Source organism: Labilibacter marinus (genome assembly GCF_001659685.2).
Taxonomy (GTDB): domain Bacteria; phylum Bacteroidota; class Bacteroidia; order Bacteroidales; family Marinilabiliaceae; genus Saccharicrinis; species Saccharicrinis marinus.
This window is the reverse complement of record NZ_LXYE02000009.1, coordinates 1-22289: the sequence shown is the minus strand read 5'-3', so window position 1 is coordinate 22289 and position 22289 is coordinate 1. Positions and strand designations below refer to the sequence as shown.

12 protein-coding genes are annotated in these 22289 nt (G+C 36.1%); all 12 read right to left on the bottom strand.

The window, feature by feature from the left end:
- Positions 1-84: 84 nt before the first annotated feature.
- A complete protein-coding gene (locus A8L32_RS03640; RefSeq protein ID WP_083631165.1) occupies positions 85-1104 on the bottom strand; it encodes a family 43 glycosylhydrolase in 1020 nt (339 codons plus the stop codon).
- 19 nt (positions 1105-1123) lie between these two features.
- Positions 1124-2638, bottom strand: coding sequence for an alpha-L-fucosidase (locus tag A8L32_RS03635; protein WP_075590055.1), 1515 nt, complete (start codon positions 2636-2638; stop codon positions 1124-1126).
- 268 nt (positions 2639-2906) lie between these two features.
- A complete protein-coding gene (locus A8L32_RS03630; RefSeq protein ID WP_075590054.1) occupies positions 2907-4502 on the bottom strand; it encodes a RagB/SusD family nutrient uptake outer membrane protein in 1596 nt (531 codons plus the stop codon).
- A 126-nt stretch (positions 4503-4628) separates the two neighbouring features.
- Positions 4629-7718: a SusC/RagA family TonB-linked outer membrane protein gene (locus A8L32_RS03625; RefSeq protein ID WP_075590053.1), complete on the bottom strand. Its 3090-nt coding sequence runs from the start codon at positions 7716-7718 to the stop codon at positions 4629-4631.
- A gap of 264 nt (positions 7719-7982) precedes the next feature.
- Positions 7983-12137, bottom strand: coding sequence for a hybrid sensor histidine kinase/response regulator transcription factor (locus A8L32_RS03620; RefSeq protein WP_075590052.1), 4155 nt, complete (start codon positions 12135-12137; stop codon positions 7983-7985).
- Positions 12138-12379: 242 nt separating this feature from the next.
- Entirely contained in the window at positions 12380-13849 is a 1470-nt protein-coding gene (locus tag A8L32_RS03615; RefSeq protein WP_075590051.1) for a sulfatase-like hydrolase/transferase, read from the bottom strand.
- Positions 13850-13952: 103 nt separating this feature from the next.
- Entirely contained in the window at positions 13953-15329 is a 1377-nt protein-coding gene (locus A8L32_RS03610; protein ID WP_083631164.1) for an SGNH/GDSL hydrolase family protein, read from the bottom strand.
- A 98-nt stretch (positions 15330-15427) separates the two neighbouring features.
- Positions 15428-16843, bottom strand: a complete 1416-nt coding sequence (locus A8L32_RS23485) for a T9SS type A sorting domain-containing protein (RefSeq protein WP_075590049.1) — start codon at positions 16841-16843, stop codon at positions 15428-15430.
- 142 nt (positions 16844-16985) lie between these two features.
- Positions 16986-19499 carry a glycoside hydrolase family 2 gene (locus tag A8L32_RS03600; RefSeq protein WP_075590048.1) on the bottom strand — a complete coding sequence of 838 codons (2514 nt, stop codon included), beginning with the start codon at positions 19497-19499 and terminating at the stop codon, positions 16986-16988.
- Between the two features lie 427 nt (positions 19500-19926).
- Positions 19927-20451, bottom strand: a complete 525-nt coding sequence (locus A8L32_RS03595) for a lipocalin family protein (RefSeq protein ID WP_083631163.1) — start codon at positions 20449-20451, stop codon at positions 19927-19929.
- A 2-nt stretch (positions 20452-20453) separates the two neighbouring features.
- Positions 20454-20996, bottom strand: coding sequence for an NADPH-dependent FMN reductase (locus tag A8L32_RS03590; protein ID WP_075590047.1), 543 nt, complete (start codon positions 20994-20996; stop codon positions 20454-20456).
- A 186-nt stretch (positions 20997-21182) separates the two neighbouring features.
- Positions 21183-22220, bottom strand: a complete 1038-nt coding sequence (locus A8L32_RS03585; protein ID WP_075590046.1) for a hypothetical protein — start codon at positions 22218-22220, stop codon at positions 21183-21185.
- Between the last annotated feature and the right edge of the window lie 69 nt (positions 22221-22289).

Here is a 22289-nt window from a genome sequence, read left to right as displayed (position 1 = left end):
AGAACATATTCCTTAGATTCATCTCAAATTCTTTATTGCCTAATGTTCAATAATTTAATCTAAAAAAAGTAAAGTGATAGATACTTACTTCTTTACCCAGTTTAATTGATCCACACTCACCCCTCTATTGGGCCATTCTACACTGGATATATACCATTGTCCGTTTTCATCTTGAAATATTTCTGGTGCATGGCCATTTAAGGTAGAGATATGCTTTTCAAAATCGGTTCCAAAGTTTAACAAATCATCTGACTGCAAAACGTATGTTTTGTGCTGATACGCACCTACTATGTCCTTCTCATCCCAAACGCCATCCCACGAACACACAAAAAGGTAAAAAGTATTGTTATGAAATAATAAGGTGGGAGATTCTGGGTCGAAGGTTTTGGTTTTAAAAATGGTTTTCTCCTCACTCCAGTGAATCATATCTTTAGATTCTCTCATATTTACGCATCTGGTAGAGCAATATACAATGTAATAAGTACCATTGTGATATAATAAGTTAGGATCGCGAGCATCGCCAAACAGTTTTTCTTCATCTCCAACACCATCGCCTTCTGAAAATAAATTTCCTTTGACCTCCCATTGCATTAAGTCTTTTGATACCGCTAAACGGATGGGACTATGGCCATAAACCATTTGGTACAAACCATCTTTTTTAATAATATAAGGTGCATGGTTAGCCAGCACTTCGCCAGGTCTCTCGTGAGGAGGTAACACTTTGGCCAAGTCTTTATAATGATGTTTCGATAAGGACTCTTTAAAATTACTCACCGATGATACTGCGTGAAAGGAAGCATATTCTCCATCATGAATTCCTGCGCTTAAAGGCTCTGACTTCACCAATGGATGAGTGATACCAAACATATGCCATTTACCTTCTTCATCCTGGATAAATGTATGATCATTGGCCACCCATTCCTCATACCACACCCCTTCCTTTAGGTATTTAGTATCGGGACCAAAAAAACTGTCTCCAGCAGGTTTATATATCCAAACAAATTCGTTTGCCTGTTTGGGAATTAGCACTGTACTCTCTGGTTTTGTTTTGCATTGCACCAACATAAAACACAACACAAATAGTATTAATTGATTGATTTTCATCAGAAATATTTAAGGTTGATTAAAAATAAATTTTAAAAACAAAAGCAGCTTCACCCGGCTTATCTCCAAGCACCTCTATTTTAAGTCCTTCCCTATTTTGCTCCCATTCTATTTTATTATTACCACTTATAAAATCGATTGACTGAGGTACTCTAGATTCATAAACATTATCCTGAGCTAAAGATTTAAGGATAAAGACCCCATTTTCAGGATAATCAAGCACGGATGCATAAAGAATATCATCTTTTGTAGTATACCTGATATCTTTAGATGTAGAGGATTCATTATTGGCTTCGGAATGATGACCTTCTTCACTTTTTGTTGGGCCTTCTCCATATATTTTCCACGGACGCGTATTGTATATGGCTTCACCATTTATATTTAGCCATTTACCCATATTAAGCAGAACATCTGCTTGATCTTGTGGAATGATACCATCCGCTTTAGGTCCCACATTTAGTAACATGGTTCCGTTTTTACTCACAATATCAATTAAATCGTCAATGAGCTCATTGGCTGTTTTACTGTCCCAATTATTAATATGACACCAGGAATTTTTACCTACTGAAGTATCGGTTTGCCAAGTATCTTTTCTAATATCAGATAATTTCCCCCTTTCTATATCCAACACATTGGTTCCTTCAGGAAAAGATTCCATACCCATATTCTTACTCTGTAATACTACCTCATTACCTGTTTCCTCGCCCATGTTATAATAATAGGCTGCCAGTTTTTTATGATATTCATTAAACTCTGGTCTATCCCAGTAAAAATCGAACCATAAGATTTCAGGATTGTATTGATCAATAATGTCTGTGGTACGATTCCACCATAGTTGTAAGAATTCATTATTGACCTTTGCATACCTTGAATGTGCTGGCCCATAAAGATCAGAAAACTCTGGATTCCCTGTATCAAAGCGGTCTTCATGATTATAATAATCCCAATTAAAAGCAAAGTGAGAAGAAACCCCAAACCTTAAACCAGCACGTTCAGAAGCTTCTTTAATTTCTTTAATAATATCTGTTTTAGGCCCCATATCTTTTGCATTCCAACGTGTATATTTAGAAGCATACATGGCAAAACCATCATGATGCTCGGCCACAGGAACAACATATTTTGCTCCAGCCTTTTTAAACAGATTTAACCATGCATCAGCATCAAACTTTTCGGCTTTAAACATGGGGATAAAATCTTTATATCCGAATATGGATGGGTGACCGTAAGTACTTTCGTGATGTGTAAAGACTGGGTGCTTACCCACTTTTGATAATGTAGAATCCGTTTGGTGCCATAATATAGAATCTTGGTACATATGACGCGGATACCATTCGTTATCAAATGCCGGTACAGCATATGGCCCCCAATGAATAAAAATTCCAAATTTAGCATCTTGAAACCATGTTGGAATTTCGTATTGCTTTAACGATTCCCAATTGGCATCATATTTCTTTTTAGCTTCCTCTTTTTTTATTTGTGTGCAACTCACAAATAGCAAGAGCGATAAGGCAAAGTATAATATTGTTTTATTCATCTAATTAAATTTAACTTTTTTGGTCAGATGGAACACTCAGGTAAAATCTACTCATTCTACTTGGCACATATTTGAGCGCCTATATTACATGTAGGTTTCATAGGTTTACATATTTACTCAAGAGGATTTAAGTAATTAAATTTCTCAATATGTAGAAGTGTTTAATAATTCACTAGTCAATGCTTAAAAAGAAGCCAAACCAATATTTTGGTTTGGCTTCAACTTAATTAATAATTGTTTTAGAAAACGAAATTACTAATGCAAAATATTAATGTGGTAATGGTTCGCTTGGGTATTCGGTTAAAGAATTACCCGAATTACCTTGCTCTGTAAGACCAATAGGAATATAAATATGCTTACTCCAATCAACTCCAGGATAGATGGCACCCATTACACTTGGCGCTCTTCCACTTCGCACCAAATCGTACCATCTATCGCCTTCTCCTGCAAGCTCTACTCTTCGTTCGTACCAAAGCACATCCAAAACCGAGTTAAATCTTTCAGGATATTTTGTCAATAACTCGTCTACTCCATCATAAACATCAGCGCCTTTATAAACATGATTCTTACGAACCTCATTAATCAAGTCCTTCGCTGTTCCAACATCCGCCGTTCCTCTTAGTTTACACTCAGCTAGCATCAAGTAAACATCGGCCAAACGAATAACACGCTCGCTACCCGGACGGTTAAGGGCTAATCCTCCTACATAATCATATTCCTTCCATAAAGAGTATTTTCTTTGCGCATATCCAACAAAATCAACCTGATTATACTGATCAATTTGCCATATTACATGCTCTTCTTCCGGTCTACCTTCGTTATAATCCGTTACCAAATCATCATAAGTCCATGAAACAGCTGCTTTACGATCAACATCATCAGGTAAAAAAGCATCCATTAACTCATTTTGTGGAAGTAAGAATCCCCATCCACCATCAATAAACTCGTTGCCTGGATATCCACGCGGACCAGAAAACTGAGCCCAAAAGTTACCTTCAGTGGTTTGATCAACATTACTCCAGTTACTTTTTCCACCTTTAGTTGTACGCTGAATCTCAAAAATAGACTCTGAGTTGTTTTCTGCTTTAGGCGCAAATAATTCACTATAATCCGTTACAAGGCTATAGTTGTCGTTATCTACTACTTTTCGCAAATAAGTAGCCGCCTCGTCAAAGGTTTGTGCATTATCATTGTCCCAGTCTGCCTTATAAATTAATACTTTACCCAATAAAGCTTGCGCAGAAGCAATGGTTGCACGCCCCACATTAGCATCACCATGTTTGTCTTCTAACTTTTCAATAGCCTCTTTTAAATCGCTAATGATTAAAGCATTTACAGTAGCTCTATCTTCACGAACAAATTTATGATCTTCAGCAAAAATGGTTTCTGTAACAACTGGACAAGGACCATAAGTTCTTAATAAATCAAAATGATACCAAGCTCTTAAAAACTGCGCTTCAGCTTTATAAACCGCAGTAACTTCGCTTTCGTATGGCGAATTAATGACCAAATTAGTTCGGTAAATACCGGTATAGTTTTTAGACCAAATTTTATCAGAAGCTTCGTTTACTGAGTTATTGGTGAACGACTCGATAGCTTGCATATCCGGCTGATCACCTTCTCCACCGCCACCGGTTTTCATATTATCTGATCGTATTTCTCCAAATGGCACAAAGGAAGCTGGCATACCTCCCCATTGTAAGGGATCATATGCAGCTATTAAAGCGGCAAACATCTGCGCATCCGTTTGATAAAACTTATCTTCGGTAGAACGATTTACAGGATCAGTTTCTAGAAAAGAATCGGAACACGATGCCGCTAGAATCAAGACCACAAAAATGAATATATATTGTATTTGTTTCATTCGATTATATGTTACTTTTATTTGTAAAAATCCACTTAGTCATTCTGTCATTTCCTTTAAATAGTAAAGCTTAACAAATGACTCGTTTCATTTTCTATAAAAAATTATTCTTATCTGATTTGTTTCTTAGAATCCTACATTAACACCAAATCGGATTGTTCTGGCCTGTGGGTACATCGAATAATCTAAACCTGTGTTTAGGATGTTTCCTTCCATGGCTCCTACTTCAGGATCGAACATTGGGTACTTGGTAAATACAGCCACATTGTCGGCAGCAGTATAAATTCTAACCCTTGATAATTTAGCTGCATTTACCCATTTTTTAGGTAGTGTATATCCTAACTCGATGGTTCCTATTTTAAAGAATGAAGCGTCCTCTACATGAAATTCAGATGCTTTTCTAATATTATCATTAGAGTCTGCTAAACTTAAACGCGGCACACCATTGTTGTCACCTTGCTTTTGCCATCTATCCAACCAAAAAGTAGGCAAGTTAGAACGGCCATATGCTTCATCTCTATATTGTGCCATCCAAACATCAACATCGGCTTTTCCATGCATCATCATACTAAAATCAACACCTTTGTAGTTGGCACTTATATTCATACCATAAGTCCACTTAGGCCAAGGATTACCGATATCGGTTCTATCTTCAGGCGTAATATTTCCATCTAAGTTGGAGTCATGCCACATAAAATCACCTGGCTTTGCATTCGGGTAAGTTAACTCTCCTGCAGTATTGGTATAAGAGTTGATTTCTGTTTGTGTTTGGAAAATACCATCAATTTTATAGCCATAGAAATAACCAATTGGCTTACCTTCTTCCATTCTAGTTACATTGGTCGAAGTTTTCCATCTTCCACCTTCTTCATAACCATTATCGTTACCTACCTCAACCACTTCATTTTTAAGATATGAAGCATTGGCATTAACGGCAAAATCAACTTCGCCAACGTTAAAGTTATAACCAAGCTGGAATTCAAAACCTGAGTTTTTAATTTCTCCTGCATTATAAAAAGGAGCTTCATTACCTCTAACAGCTTCTACCGTTCGCTTAAACAACAGGTCCTTGGTTGTTTTGGTATAATAGTCCATGTTTACTCTTAGTTTACCTCCGTAAAAAGACATATCCGTACCAATATTTAACTGCTCACTAGTTTCCCATCTTACATCAGGATTAACCAGGTTAGTAGGAGAAGATCCTGCAATAACAGATCCATTACCTAAAGTATAAAACCTATCATTGGCAATGGTTGAGGTATACGAAAATGGGTCAATGGCTTCGTTACCATTTTGTCCCCAACTGAAACGCATTTTTAATAAATCAAAGTTGTTTACATTCCAGAATTCCTCATTAGAAATATTCCAACCCAAACTCATACCTGGGAAAACCCCATATTTGTTAGACGGACCAAAATTTGAACTTCCATCTCTACGTACTACTACCTCTGCCATATACTTTTCCTGATAGTTATAACTTAATCTACCAAAAACAGAAGCAATTGTGTGTACCGCATTGGCATCACCATAATTTGTAGCACCTTCAACACTACCCGAATTTAACCACCAAAAATTATCGTTACCATTCGCTTCAACAGGATATCCTACTCTGGAACCACCTAACCTTTCGTAAGTATTTTGAGAAGCCGAAGTACCTAATAAACCTGTTACATGATGATCTCCAAAATCTTTAGTGTAAGTTAAAGTATTCTCCCATTGCCACATGGCAGCACGATCGGAGTTTTGATTAACTCTATTTTCATCGGAGAAATTAGATGCATTATGGAAGTATATTGGCGTAAAACTTCTGCTACGTCCGTTATTAAAATTAACAGCAAAATCAGTTCTAAAAACAAAATCCTTCAGGAAATTGATTTTAGCGTAGGTATTACCATAAAATCTTTCGGTACGATTAAAACCATTGGAACTCACTTCCATAAACGACATTGGGTTCCACATTCTACCAAAAGGAACTGTAGTAACACCAAATCCCATTTCATCGGCAGGTGCTAAACCATCACCATATACTGGTGTTGTAGGATCCATCAATAAACCGTAATACACCGCATTGTATCCATTAGTACCTGTAGAGATACCACTTTTATCAATATGCGTAAAGTTCATGTTGGCTCCTACCGTAATAAACTCATTTACATCCATTGATGCATTCATCCTGGCATTATAACGCGTAAAAAATGATTTACCCTGTTCGCTTCCGATAATACCTTCTTGATCGCGATAACCTAAGGACAAAAGCACACTACCTTTTTCGCTACCCATTGTAGCCGTTACATTATGTTCCTGAACGGGTGCATTTGAGGTAATAGCATCTAACCAATTTGTATCAATACCATTATTGGCAGTTGGCATTGAACCTGGATATTCAGCTCCGTCATTGGCGTAAAACTCTTTCATTAAAGTAAGATATTCATCTGTGTTTAATAAATCTGGCTGATTAAAAGCAGACTGAACACCATAGAATCCATCATAACTTAAAGTAGTTTCTCCTTTTTTACCTTTTTTGGTAGTAATTAAAATTACTCCATTGGCGGCTCTTGCTCCATAAATAGCAGCAGATGTTGCATCCTTAAGCACCTCTAATGATTCAATATCATTTGGGTTTACAGAATTCATATCATTCATTGGTAATCCATCAATCACATAAAGTGGATTTGAATTTCCGTTGGTTCCAACTCCCCTAATGGTAACCTTAGGGCTTGAACCCGGTTGACCTGAAGCTTGTGAAACCACGACCCCAGCAGCGCGACCTTGAAAAGCCTGATTAATATCCGCAGGTCTGGATTGTAATAGCTCTTTGGAATTCAAGCTACTAATAGAACCGGTAACTACACTACGTTTTTTGTAACCATAACCAACAGCTACCACCTCGTCGAGACCAATGGTACTAGGCATTAATTTAACATCTAATGTAGTTTGACCAGTTAAAGCAATTTCCTGCGATTCGTAGCCAATAAAAGTAAAAATAAGTGTTGCATCAGAAGGAACAGCAATCTGATACTCTCCGCTAATCTGAGTTATAGTGCCATTGCTGGTTCCTTTTTCCACAATATTGGCACCTGGTATAGGCTCTCCATAATTGTCTACAACCGTACCTTTAATCGTTACATTTTGTGCCGTAGCAACAAGCGTAAACGATAAAAAAGCCATCATTGTAATGAGTAACTTTTTGTAGAAATTTTCTCTTTTTCTTTTCATGAAATTTAAATTTTAATTAAGTCAGGCTAAAATTAATGGCCCGATGAATTCATGAAGGGTTGCATTTTTTAAGAAAGTTCGGAAATTGAGAAATATACTTGTAATAACTAGCAGGTTAAAATTTACCCCCCATAGCTTAAGCAGTAAAAAGCGCGCTATTGATGGGTGCTAAAACTTTAGTAACTACAGGGTCATTTAAATTAAAAAAGGAGTTATGCACCATGACACAACTCCCTTAAATTCTATTAATAATTCTTACCTACATTAAGGAACAGGTGATGATTTTGAATATTCAGAAGGATTTACATGAAACATATTTTTAAAGCATTTTCTAAAATATTTTAAATCAGAAAATCCAACCTCATACGTTACATCTGCCACGGTATACCTTCCAGTTTTAAGTAATTGACTGGCTCGTTTTAAACGAATACTTCTGATAAACCCGTTGGCTGTTTGTCCTGTTAATGACTTTAATTTTTTATTGATATTGATTTGAGGCATACCATATACTTCTGCCATTTCTTCTACCGTAAAAGCAGTATTTGAAATATTTTCTTCTATTATCTGTAATAATTTTTCTAAAAAACGCTGGTCAGCCTCAGTTGTAGTTACTTCTGATGGAATAATTTCAATGGCCTGAGAAGCTTTTTCTTTTAACCCTACCTTATTTTTTAATACCGCCGCCACCTGAGCCTCTAATATAGGCCAATCAAAAGGCTTAGTTACGTATGCATCGGCACCTAACTCATACCCTTTTACAGAATCTTCTAAGGTTGTTTTTGCGGTTAGTAAAATTACAGGAATGTGACTAATACGTTCATTTGATTTTATATCTGCACATAATTCAAAACCGTCTTTTAAGGGCATAGCCACATCACTAATAACTAAATCAACATCTTTATTCATTAGCACTGTCATTGCCTCCACACCATTCTCGGCGCGATATACATGGTAATAATCGATAAATGAGTCAGATAAAAACTTTAATAATTCCTGGTTATCCTCTACAACCAAGAGCGAATATTCTCGTGAGGTCTTATCCTTTTTTACTTCATCATCATCATCTTTTATAAATGGGACTTCTTCAACTGAATTATGGTTCATTGTTTTATTCACATCAGAAACTACATTCTTTTGCAATTGAGATGATTGATAATGACGTTTTCCCTTTTTAAGAATTAACTCAAAACAAGATCCGACGCCTTCAATACTTTCAAACTGAATTCTACCTTTATGTAATTCAGCTAAACCTTTTGAATAAGATAAACCAATACCCGTTCCTCCATATATAGATTGACTTCCTTTAGCTCCTTGGTAAAAACGCTCAAAGATATTAGCCTGCATCGCTTTAGGAATTCCAACACCATTATCCTTTACCTGAATGGCAATATCATCATCATTCAGTTTTACCAATAACTCCACCTTTCCTTTTTCTTTGGTAAATTTAATGGCGTTAGATAAAAGGTTGTAAATAATCTTTTCTATTTTATCTTCATCAATCCATAACTCTATTGAATCATTGGGTATGTTTAATTGAAAAGTAATATTTTTGTTAATGGCACTCGCTTTAAATGATGCAAATATCTCCTGTAAAAAAGGAACGATGTTACACTTGCTAACAAACAGTTCCATCTTATCCTGCTCCATTTTTCTAAAATCCATTAATTGATTGATCAACCTCAGCATGATAGATGAATTTCGCTCGATACTCAAACACTTTTCCTTGGCATCTTCTGGTAAATTATACTTACTCACATTTAATTTTTGAACCGATCCTATTATTAAAGCTAAAGGGGTTCTAAACTCGTGAGATATATTTGTGAAAAAACGGAACTTCATTTGTGTAAGCTCCTCCAGTTTTTCCTTTTCGAAATGTTCCATCAATAGTTGGTTTTTATAACCACTACGGATAAAAGAAAAGCGCCTAAAAAACCATAATAAAGCCACAATAACAATTAAATATAAAAACAAAGTTATATTAGAAAGCCACCAAGGTGCAACCACAATTATTTCTATTTTTCGTGGTTGTATAGACCAAACTCCATCATTATTAGATGCCAATATTTTAAACACATACTTACCTGGTTTTAAACTGGTATACTTGGCAAAGCGTTCGTTAGAACCTTTTGTAATCCACGATTTATCAAAACCTTCGAGCATATATTTATACTTATTTTTAAGCGGTGCAGAAAAATGTAATGCAGAAAAGTAAATGGCAAAGCTATTTTCAGAATACTTTAATTCAATGGATTCCGTTTCGTTAATCACTTTATCCAGTATCACTCTTTTATTTACCTCTTGCCCAGCCTTAATAGCACTATTGAGCACTTGCAGTTCGGTAAATGCAACTTGCGGAGGTGTTTTGTCGATTATAATCTGTTCAGGATAAAAAGAGTTAAAACCATTTACACCTCCAAAAATCATCATGCCATCTTTTAACTTGCAACATGCCAACTCACTAAATTCGTTATCCTGCAAACCATCACTCATATCAAAATTCATAATATGATGTGTCTTTGGATTAAATTGAGTTATACCCATATTTGACGAAACCCATAAACTACCATTGTTATCCTCTAAAATTCCTTTAATTACATTGTTAGGAAAACCTTCCTGAGTTGTATATCGAGTAAATGTAATGGAGTCAGGATTAGAGTGATAATTCACTTTATTTAATCCACCTCCCATGGTTCCAACCCAAACATCTCCTTCGGAGGACTCAAATAAAGGAAGAATATAATCATTACTTAGTGAGGTTTTGTCATCAGCAACATTTTTAAAAACCTTAAAAACAGGATGTTTCTTTTGCACTTCTTCCGCAGTAAGTAAATTAAGACCTGCATCGGTTCCAATCCAAATATTACCGTAGCTATCTTCTAATAAACTCCTTATTATATTCGAAGATAAATGTCCTTTTCCGAATTTATATTTGTGGTTAACTATACTGTATTCACTCTTATTTAATTCAAACTTAAACAAGCCTTGCGTTCCGTAGGTACCCAACCATATATTTCCTTTAGTATCCTTTAGCATGCTAAATATGGAGGCATGCACACTTTTTATAGAGTCGGATAAATCTTGGCTTGCCAATTGGCCATCCGTAGTGAAACGTTCTAGTACCTGAGGAAAACCAGCACCTGTCCAAACCTCACTCTCTCCTTTCGAGTTTTTAGTTTCTAAAATGGTATAAAATCTATTTTCTGTTTTAGGATCAGTACTGGCATAATTCTTAAAGCCACTGGTAAAATTCCTATTCTCCGAAACATCCAAAAAATCAACACCTCCACCTTCTGTACCTATCCAAATATTACTATTACTATCTTCAAATACTGCCCTAATCTTATTACTAGCAATACTTCCGCTACGTTCTGTTTTATTATAGTGGTTTATCTTTTTTCTGTTAGGATTATATTTATTTAAGCCTCCACCATTTGTACCTATCCATATAATACCTGATGAATCCTCATATATACTCATCACCAAATTGCTATTTAAATCTGTTTTAGAGGAGCCTTGAGAAACCTTTGTTTTGAGATTAAAGCTTTGGGTGGACTTATTATATTCATATATCATCAATTGAAGCTTAGCTGAAGTATATAAGTTATTCTGGCTATCTATACACACATCGGTGGTGGGATAATCATTTAATTCAACAAGCTTATTTTCTGTTGCATAGATATCTTTCTCTCCCAAAAAAAATAATCCATCGCCAGATCCAATTATAAATCCATTAGGAACAGCTTGAACGCTACGAACATTCATCTTTTCGCAACCTTTAATCATGGAGCTCTTGATTCTATTACCTACATATTCGCAAATAACCAAGCCTGAGTAAAAACCTAACCATTTTCTACCTTGCTGATCTTCTCCTACAAAATTACATCCCTTAGAAACTATAGGCGTACGTGCAATACTTATTAAATTGGTGGTTTCAAAAGCTCCATTTTCTTCTTTAACAATGGTAATTCCTTTTTCAGTTGCCACCCAAATACTACCATCGCTCATGCATTCTAAATCTAACACACGATTATCAGCCAATAATATTGGATTTTCTGAGGTGTTCCTGATCTGAGTAAATTGTTCTGTTTCGAGGTTAAAAACGCATACTCCTTCATTAGAGGTAGCTACCCAAATTCGCCCTTTGGTATCTTGACTAACTTTATAAATTAAGTTACTTGAAAGTCCCTCTCCTTTTTTATTCGCTTCATCAATTCTGAAAGTACGAAAAACATAACCATCATATCGGTTGAGCCCATCATTAGTACCTATCCATAAAAAGCCATTATTATCTTGATAAATACAATTTACATCATTTTGGGAGAGTCCTTGTTGGGATGTTATTTTCTCAAAAATATATTCTTGAGAAAATGATATTTTTAATACAAAGAACAGAAATATGAGGAGGGTTATTTTTTTCATTCGATTCACTTTTCATTGCTGGTTTATTCCAATTTTGCACAGTTAACACTTACAAAAATCAGAATAACCTTGGCTTAGGCTAATATTTTATTGATGATAAAAAAAGGGTAACACAAATATATCATTTGTATTACCCTATAAAAATTTCAGTTTATACTTTATACTAGTCTTGAATTTCCGCCCCCTTGTTTCGTGAATAAATGTCCCCCATAGAAGACTGACTTTTTCAGCCTCCAGTAGCATTATTCTTTCATTCTTCGTTTATTATTCATCCAATTATCTTGTTGCTTAATGGCATTTACCATGGAAGGATGATAACTTGGCCATGGGTAATTTCTAGAAGCTTTCTCTATTCTTTCTTTGCTAAAAAGTTCAGTGGTTGGAATAGTATATGCTTCTATTTGCTTTAGAAAGTTAGCGCGTATTTCTTTTGTTTTTTTATCCTCTGGCATTTTTATATAATCCAGAATATTTCCATCACTGGCACATTTCCATATTCCACCACTACCATCCATCATATACTCTTTTGAACGAACTGTTCTTTCCATATCCAGGTAACTGAAAATATATTCTTTTCCGACGTGTTTCTTGCCTTTTAAAAGTGGTTCAAAACTTAATCCATCCAATGCATTATCCTTTACTTCACTTATTCCTGCCAAATCTAAGATGGTTGGATACATATCAGAAAAATCTATCAGAACATCTGATGTACCATGTTTCTTAAGCGGACCACCTGCTACTACCAAAGGAACGCGAACACCTAGTTCAGAACAACTACCTTTGCCGTTCGCCAACGTAGCATTGTCCGCGGTAAAAAAGATAATGGTATTTTCATAAAGTCCTTGCTCCTTTACAGTATGGATTAATTCATCCATATAAAACTCTAAACGATCAACCAAACTATTGAAACCTGGTTTCGATTTTTTATTGGCATCATTATTAGCAGGAGTAGGTAACCATGGATCGTGCGGCAATACCATTGGATAATATAAAAAGAAAGGTTTGTCTCTATCCTTTTTAATAAATTCAAGTGCGAACTGCTGGTTTAAATCAGGTGCATAGGTATCTTTATTGCTTGGTAATAATTGACCATTCTGATAAACTGCTCCATGCCAATATAGTGCAGGATATAATTGTTTGTTTTTACCAATAACAGCCGTATCTAAAAATGTATCGGCGGCTTTTTTCCACGAAAACCAACGTCCATCCCAAACCACATCCTTTTTATAAGGTTTCATATATCCACCAAGTAAGGAATATTCATCCCATCCAGAATGCTCTTCTTCGGCATAACCAGGAATATGCCATTTACCGGAAATAGCTGTTTCGTAACCATTCTCCTGCAACTTCTTTGAAATGGGAATATGTTGTTTGGCAAAGTTATCATCGTGCTTATTTAATTTATTTCCAAACACTCCTGTTTTACATCCATACTTACCCGACATTAACAAAGCCCGTGTTGGCATGCATAAAGGTGTAGCCCAGCAGGTGGTAAAACGCAATCCCTCCTTGGCCAAACCATCAATAACTGGCGTTCGATTTCCTGCAGGATGCTTACTAGTAGCATAACTCGAAAATTCCACAGCGCTACAGTCGTCCACCATGACAAAGATAATATTGGGCTGCTTGGACTTACCTTTTGCCATTAGCTGCGAAAAGGCACTTAAGCATAAGGCAAACGCTAAACAGAGAACAATTTTGTTTTTTTTCATAATAGATAGATACTTACATTCTTGATTTTAATCCTTACTCAATGACAATAGAAATACAGCAATTAAAAAATATATTATTTTATTCATCTTAGATAAAGTTTAATTAGTTAACTCTATTCAGCTGATAAGTATGTTGAATAGGAATATTCTCACTATAAATTTTAGTTCGTAAGTCTTCCAAATCGCTCCACAACTCTTTTTCTTGTGGTTTAAATTCATAGTAAGTATTACAAACATTAACACCACTCTGATACCATGGCTTTCCTTTACTTTTCTCCACTAAGGCATCTAAGTAAATCTTCTTATCCACCATATTATCTGCTCCTTTATATTCCTTTAGCTTTTTATGATCCACATTAGCAATCGCTCTCAGTTTAGCTTGAATATCGTGATATTGCAAACACAAGTCAAATATATTTAGTGCTTGTATATTCTGTGGCGTTTCTGAAATCAATGCTAAATTGATTCCCTTTTTTAGCGTTTTACTGCTTAAGGTATCCACCACTTGGTCATCAATCTGTAAAGTGTACCCACCTTTCTTTATTCCCTTAATACGTAATAATTCTTGGTTATACTCTTTATCCAAAGGAACCATTAATTTCCCTTCTTTATAATCTTGATTTACAACAAAAGGTAAAGCATTAGCCTTGATTTTGAACTGAATATTTTCATCATTATTAGAAAAGCTCACCTTACATTGCGTTGCTTTTAAAACACTCTTTTTCTTTACATTGATAGAAACTTCATAAATCTCATTTGCTTGGTAAAGCGTACTAATAATTTTGTAGGCCATAGCGTAATGTCCTGTTTCTTGAGGATGCACTCTATCCGCCCCTACAATTGTAAATGCAGAATCTTTAGCTTGTTCCCTTTTATTGATGGCTAACATAAATGGGGTGAAATCAACTACTGGGGCATTATGTTTTTGAGCGAGCCCTCGAATATGTGCAGCACATTTAACTAGTGCATCGTTTTTACCAAACTGATTAGCTTGATTAATCTTTGCCGTTTGATCGTAAATAGTAGGTGTCATAAAAATGGGTTTGATACCATTTGAAACAATCATATCGGCCAACTTATTGGTTTGCTTTATATAGGTTTCTAAAGCTTCATCTCGCTTAAGCTCTAATGTGGAGTCAATCTTAATTCCTGGAGCAAATAAATGCGACCACATATCGTTCATGCCTGTCATTAAAAAAGCATAATCAGGCTGATGAATTAAAACATCCTTTTCAAAACGACCAATCATATGAGAAGCATTATCACCACCAATACCACAACTGATAAACCTTACCTTATTACCTGGAAAACGGGTAGCGTAATAAGATTGTAATAACATATGATATCTTCCGTCCTGCGTAATGCTGTTACCCACAAAACAAACCGTTTGTCCATCCTTAAAGTAAGGCGGCTTTTGTGCGTTACTAGATATTGTTGTAACAAGCAAAAATAGGGCAACAAGGATTTTCATAGACTTCATAAGATTCAGGAATAATTAACGAGATAGGTATCTATCCGGACTGAGCACAAAGTTCATTTCATACTCAATCCAGACAGAAATATAAGGAATAGACTTTATTATACTTTTATAAATTTAAGCGATTTAATACCATAGTTAGTAATCACCTTTACTAGATAAGTTGCAGGGGACAAGTCAGAGATATCAATCACAGAATCTGCCTCAAGCACATTGCCTGATTTTAGCAGACTACCCGATATCGTATAAATTTCATAATCAGATGGAGAAATTAAACCATCTAATACAACTACATTGCTTGAAGGGTTTGGGCTTAGCCTAATTTTATTTAATGCTTCCTGATTCACAACAGCACTATCCTTGTCCTTTACTTTAATACTGTACGATTCGCTATCGACTATGGTGTTATCGTTTTTGTTATACATAGAAACCTCTATGGTATAATCGCCCCATTGTGTAACGCCCGTTAAACCTAACTCTGTATGAGCATATCCCGCATACGAATCCTTTTCAGCACTGGCTACTACAGCTCCTGCACCATCTTTTAATTCAAGCACTATTTTTTTATCAGAATTAGCCTTGTAGTTAAACTTAAAATTTAGCTCACTTAAATCAAGTTCAGCAGGCTTCTCTGTAAATAAAATCTCTTCTGTAAAAATATCAGTGGTGTTATCATCGCTTTGCTCAACAGGAACATAAGAATAAGTTCGTACCCACTCGTAAAAAGTAGTTCGCTCTTCCCATGTACCAGTCATACCTCCATCTGCTGGCGGCGGGCTCCAATTATAAGTTTCGCAAACCAATTTAATGTACATGTCAATATCAAAATCGGCTGCTGGCTTAATGGTATATTTATACTCACCATCTAAATAAAAAAGTATTTCTGTAGGACTCTTCCACCACACGCCATAATTAAAATAATTATCGTAGACTTTGCCGTTTGTTTCTGCATGGTTACCTACAGACCCCGCAGGAATATGTGTGCAGCTTTCTGGAATCCCTCGACTGTGCGTGTTAGAACCCATCTGCGTTGTTTTAGCATGCGTTGAAGGATACCCAATACATTCCTGTACATCTAACTCGGTAGTTCGTCGTTGACAATCGGCACTTTCATTGGAATAATTAATTAGCCAAAATGTAGACGACATAAAGGTTTTGTTGGCTTTCATTCTACACTCAATAAAACTACCTAGCTTTACTTTGTTAATTGATCGAACATGAGAGCCTTGATGTGTCCATGTTTTACCATTGACCACTTTAGGCTCATCGAATATATCTGTGGTCATTCTAAGATTTCCTTCATCAACGGTAACAGCCTCTGCCATAAACAAACCCGGTTCACGACCAATCCATCTGGAATCGGTATTCATCCACAACGAAGTGTTTATAGAAGAGCCATCAAACTCGTCAGATAAGTTATTTTCTAATACCCATCGATACCCTAGTTCGGGCAATGCTGGCTGGGCAAAAATATGTATTCCTGTTAACAGGAGAATTATTGTAAATATGTTTTTCATATGCTTATGTTTTATCTTTCTGTCCTCGCATGCAATTTTCCAAAAGAAACTACATGCTCATTTCACGAATATGAATTAAATGCTGATTTAGCTTTGGTAATATAGAATTTCTCCCCCTTAAAAAAGGAGGAGAAATAAGTAGTTATTTAAGGTATAAAATCACCGATTGAGGTTGAAGTCCCTCTGCTTTTGCAGTTACTTTAACCATTCCTGCAGATTGATTAGCTTGTATGATAGCCAAACATCTACCTTGACTTGTAGTTACTTTGTGACTTTGATAATCTTGCGTGCTCTTGTTCGATCCGTTATCCACACCTAGTAAACGAACATCACCTTCCACCTCAAAAACAACTTCATTGTCTTTAGTGATGATCGGTGTTCCATCTTTATCTACCATTTGTACCACTAAATGCGCTACATCGTAAGCATCCGCATTAAGCGATGTTTTATCGGTAGTAAATGATAGTTTAGCCGGAGCTGTAGCTGTTTTTATTTCAGCACTCACCTTAGCTCCATCAAAACCAGCTTTAGCCGTTAGTGTACCAGCAGTGTATGGCACAGCCCAACGAAAAATACGATCGGGACATTGCGATATACTTCTTGAACCCAAGGAAACACCGTCTAAGAAAAGCTCTACCACAGGTAGGTTTGAAGTAACCTCCACCATAATCAATTCACCCTCTGTATAATTCCAATGGAAATTAGAATTTCTCCACTTATATGCTTTATCACTTTTAGCCACAGGCTTTCCACTCAGTTCGTCTATCTTAAAGTTAGAACCTTCCACAGGAAATGTCCCCATAGAGATGTGCGGTTTGTTAACCCAAATACCTTTGAAGTAATTCCATTTTTGCTTTTTGAACCCAGCAAAATCCAACATATCACCATCCCAACCTTTCTGCGGCCATTTTTGGTTCGACTCACCTAGATAATCTATACCTGTCCACATATACATACTAAACACCATTGGCTTTTCAATGATTGATAACCATTCTTCTAACAAACCAGTGTTTTCTGAACCTGTAAACAACATATCAGGATAATACTTTTTACACCAATCGTATTGCGCTATTTGGTAACTAAAGCCAACCACATCAAGGGCGCCTGCATAACCAGATGCACAGCTAGCCACAGGAATAATCAAGTTAGATGTAACTACACGGGTTGTATCCATCTCTTTTACCCATTTAGCAAGGCGCTCAGCCGTTTCTGCCAATTTGTACTTTCTATCAGGTAGGTTATTGTAACGTTCCTGCATTTCCTCTGCCGTTAGGTGTGGAATCTTATTCCAATAACCACCTTTTGATTCCGGATCCCACAATCCACTTACATGTTTGTAATGCTCGTAGGTCCATTCTATCTCATTACCAATACTCCACTGAAATACCGAAGGGTGATTTCTATCTCTAAGTATGGTTCTTTTTAAATCGCTCTCTCCCCACTCCTGAAAATGCTCTGTATAACCGCGGGTAATATACTTTACGGAACGTTCATTCAGATTAAACTGCTTATCCTTTGGGTTATCCATCTCATCAAAAATCTCGTTTTGAACCAATAAGCCCATCTCATCACATAGATCCAGAAATTCCTCTGAAAACGGATTGTGCGAAGTACGAATGGCATTACAACCTGCTGCTTTTAACTCAGCTAAACGACGACGCCAAACACCTTTAGGAACAGCGGCTCCAACCAAACCTCCATCATGGTGCAAACACACTCCTTTTACGTAAGTTGACTTTCCATTTAAAAAGAAACCATGGTCTTTATCGAAACGAAGACTTCGAATACCAAATGGCGTAGTGTAAGTATCGATGGCTTTTCCGTTAACTAAAACCGTAGAAACCGCCTTGTACATATTTGGATTTTCGCAATCCCATAATTGAGGATCTGCTACTGGTATGGCTTGATTAATAACGATTTCTTTTCCTCCAGAAATCTTCATTTCTTCTTTAGCTGTCGCGATAACACTACCCGCAGCATCAATCACTTGCGTTGAAAGCACAAACTTGGCTCCCTTTTTATTGGTATTTACTACTTTAGTTTCCACATTAACCGCAGCTTCTTCGGCAGAAACTTGTGGTGTGGTTACAAAAGTCCCCCAAATAGGAATATGCAACTTATCTACCGTCACCAACTTTACATGACGATAAATTCCACTTCCTGTGTACCAACGACTATCGGCATAACGCGAGTGATCAACATGAACCGTGATGATATTATCCTCTCCATTGGTTTTTAAATGTGGTGTTAGGTCGAAATACGCAGGAGAATAACCGTAAGGATTCTCTCCTAACTTTTCACCATTTAACCAGAATGTAGCATTGTTGTATACCCCGTCAAACAGCACAAAGGTGTTTTTAGCAGATGGGCTGGCTGGCGTTTTAAAGTGTTTTTGATAGATACCGACACCACCAGCTAAATATCCTGTACAACCTTCCATCTTTTCGTCGAAAGAAAATTCTATACTCCAATCATGTGGCAAGCGAACATCTCTCCATTCCTTATCATCAACTGGTATTTGCTTTGGGATTTCGGTTCCTTCAACCAAGGAAAACTTCCAATTAAAATTAAAATCTTTTATACGCTGTTGCGCATTGGCATGCCAAGTATTGAACATGATAGCAGATAGTGCTATTAAAACCAGTGTCCTCTTCATTGTATTACTTTTAAGTGATTTTTTTTAGATTTTTAATTGTAGCAAGGCACTTAACCCATGCCATCATCTAAAATTAATTAAAAGAAATAGCGACACTTTTTTTTCTTCTACTAAAAAACTATACAAGCTACATATTTAGTATACAATATAGTGCCTGTTATCTACACTGTAGGATACAAAATTTGAAGAAAGGGTAGAAAAAAATATTTTAAAGGGGGTATTTACAAGAATTATGTCAATGATGAATAATTAACATGAAAAGTCTTTCTAACTTTTAGTAATTAAGACTTTGATATTTGAAAAAGATAGGTGCACATAGAATCCTATAAACTACACTTGCCAAATCAATGAATAATTTACTACGACTAAAGCTAATAGAATATTTACCTTATTGATTATCATCATAAAAAAAACACAGCCCTCCACACTACTGCTCCACTTTTATAAGCTTTTGGGTATCATAGCCTCTCTTTTTTAAACGCAGCAGTAATTCGCTATAAACTTCATCTTTAATTTGTGGAGTGCGAGATAATATCCACAAATATTTATCGGAACTACTACCAATAATTGCCCATTGGTAATCATCATCTAGCTCCATCACAAAATAATCTCCATAAAAAAACAGAAAGAAACTCACCTTAAGTTTAGAAGGAAAGTCGGGGTTCGGAATTTTGGCTTTGCCTATGGCAACTGATTCTTTTCCTTGCAAGGTACCTTCAAAGCCTGCATTAACTACTTTTATTTTTCCATCCTCACGCATGGAGTAAGTAGCCGTTACACCAACTAATCCTCTCTCAAAGGAATGATCAAAGCGTGCAATTTCATACCATTTGCCCAAGTATCTATCTAAATCCAGTGTATCCACAACACTATTATCGATGGGCTTACCTTTGGCTTTACAGCTACTAAAAACTAAAAACATCAGGCTTATTGCTATTACAATTCTATACATACCTAATTATTTTTCAATGCTTCAACAAAAACACTTAGCTGCTCATTAAAGGCACTCTTTAAAGCTTCATCCGTAATACCCTTATCTGCAGAAAAATTCTGATTAAACGATGGTAAAGAGAAGGTAGCAATAGTATTCTTATGTGAATGTTTATAACGAGAGTGTGCTAATTCTAGCACGCCTTGTGCTCCTCTTTCTCCGGGCGATGTAGCTAGTAGAAACAATGGTTTACTTTCCCACACATCACGTCCTAAACGAGAAACCCAATCGTAAATATTTTTAAAAGCAGCCGAATAGGCACCATTATGTTCTGCAAAGGAAATGATGATACCATCTGCTTCTTTAATGGCTGCTTTAAACTTAACTGCTAAACTATGTATACCTGATTTTTCTTCACGATCCACGCTAAAAATGGGCATTTCAAAATCGTTTAAATCAAGTAGCTCGTAAGACGCTTCAGATACTTGCTTCGCCGTATATTCTGTTAATATTTTATTGATGGATTGTTTACTATTACTGGCTCCAAATGCTAATATTTTCTTCATGATATAATGTTTTCAATGTGTTTATGATGAAACCATATATCCCTGATTTTGTTCAAGAAAATAAGCTTAATCATAAAACAAACCGACACTTTTATTAGCCAACAAAACAGTATAACGCAAAAAAGACCGTATGCCAAGAAACTTACATTTCTCTCATACGGTCTTTATATTCAGTTTTATTCAGAATTATCTATTCCGCCTTTTTGCTGGTTTAGCTGCAGGCTTAGCCGCTGGCATAGTTGCTGGTCTGGCTGCTGGTGCAGTTGCCGGCCTAGTGGCTGGTTTCGCGGCAGGCTGTGTTGATGGTTTAGTAGCAGGCCTGGTAGTTGGTTTGTTAGCCGGTTTTGTTGATGGTTTGCTAGCTGGTTTGCTAGCTGGTTTGGCACTAGGCTTAACATCTTTATTAGCAGGTCGCGTTGCCTTATTACTTTGCTTATACTTACCTTGACTTTTATTATTATTAAAAGTATTGGATGTATTTCTTGTTCTGTTATAATTATTATACGTGTTATTGTTATTTATTACAATAGTATTATTTCCTCCACGATGACCTCCGTGGTAGCGATTATGATGGTAACGATTGCGTCCAAAATAAATATTAATAGAAATAACGGGGTACGGGTGATAGTAAGGTGGATAATACCCATAATAATACGGCGGATAATAAGGCACATAAACCGGTGAATATACGTATTGAACAATAGGCTCTTGCTCTACTATAACTACTGTAGCTGGCTCACTTTTAACCACAATAGTATCAGCTCCAGAATAAGCAGGATTAGCAGTAACGGAAGGAGCTTCTGCTTTAGGCTCGATTACGTAATCTTTACCATACAAATCCTTATCTCCTACCATTTGAATGGATACCTTATCTTCCTTATCCTTTGAAACCAAAATTACAGCTACATCTTGCGTTTCTTTTTCCGAAATATCTACCTGTAAAACAAACGCAAAATCGTCTTTATCTTGTTGCGTTTCTACTTTTATAAAGTCAACTTCATCATCCAAGTCTAAATCTAGGTTGTTAATCCCTGTTTCTTCCTTGTTTAAATCAGCTTCGAACTCCTCAATGGTTTTAGATTTTTGAAATAAATCCAATACCGCATATAAATCTAAGTTATCTCCTGGTAAGTTTAACAATTCACTTTCTTCTTCGTTACCTGCATAAATTGCAGAAAACGAAACAAAAAAAGCCATCATTAATAATGTAATTCTCAATTTCATGGTTAGTTGTTTTGTTTAAGTTGTTTATTTATTAATTCAAGTAAATTTGTAATTGATTTCAAATCAATG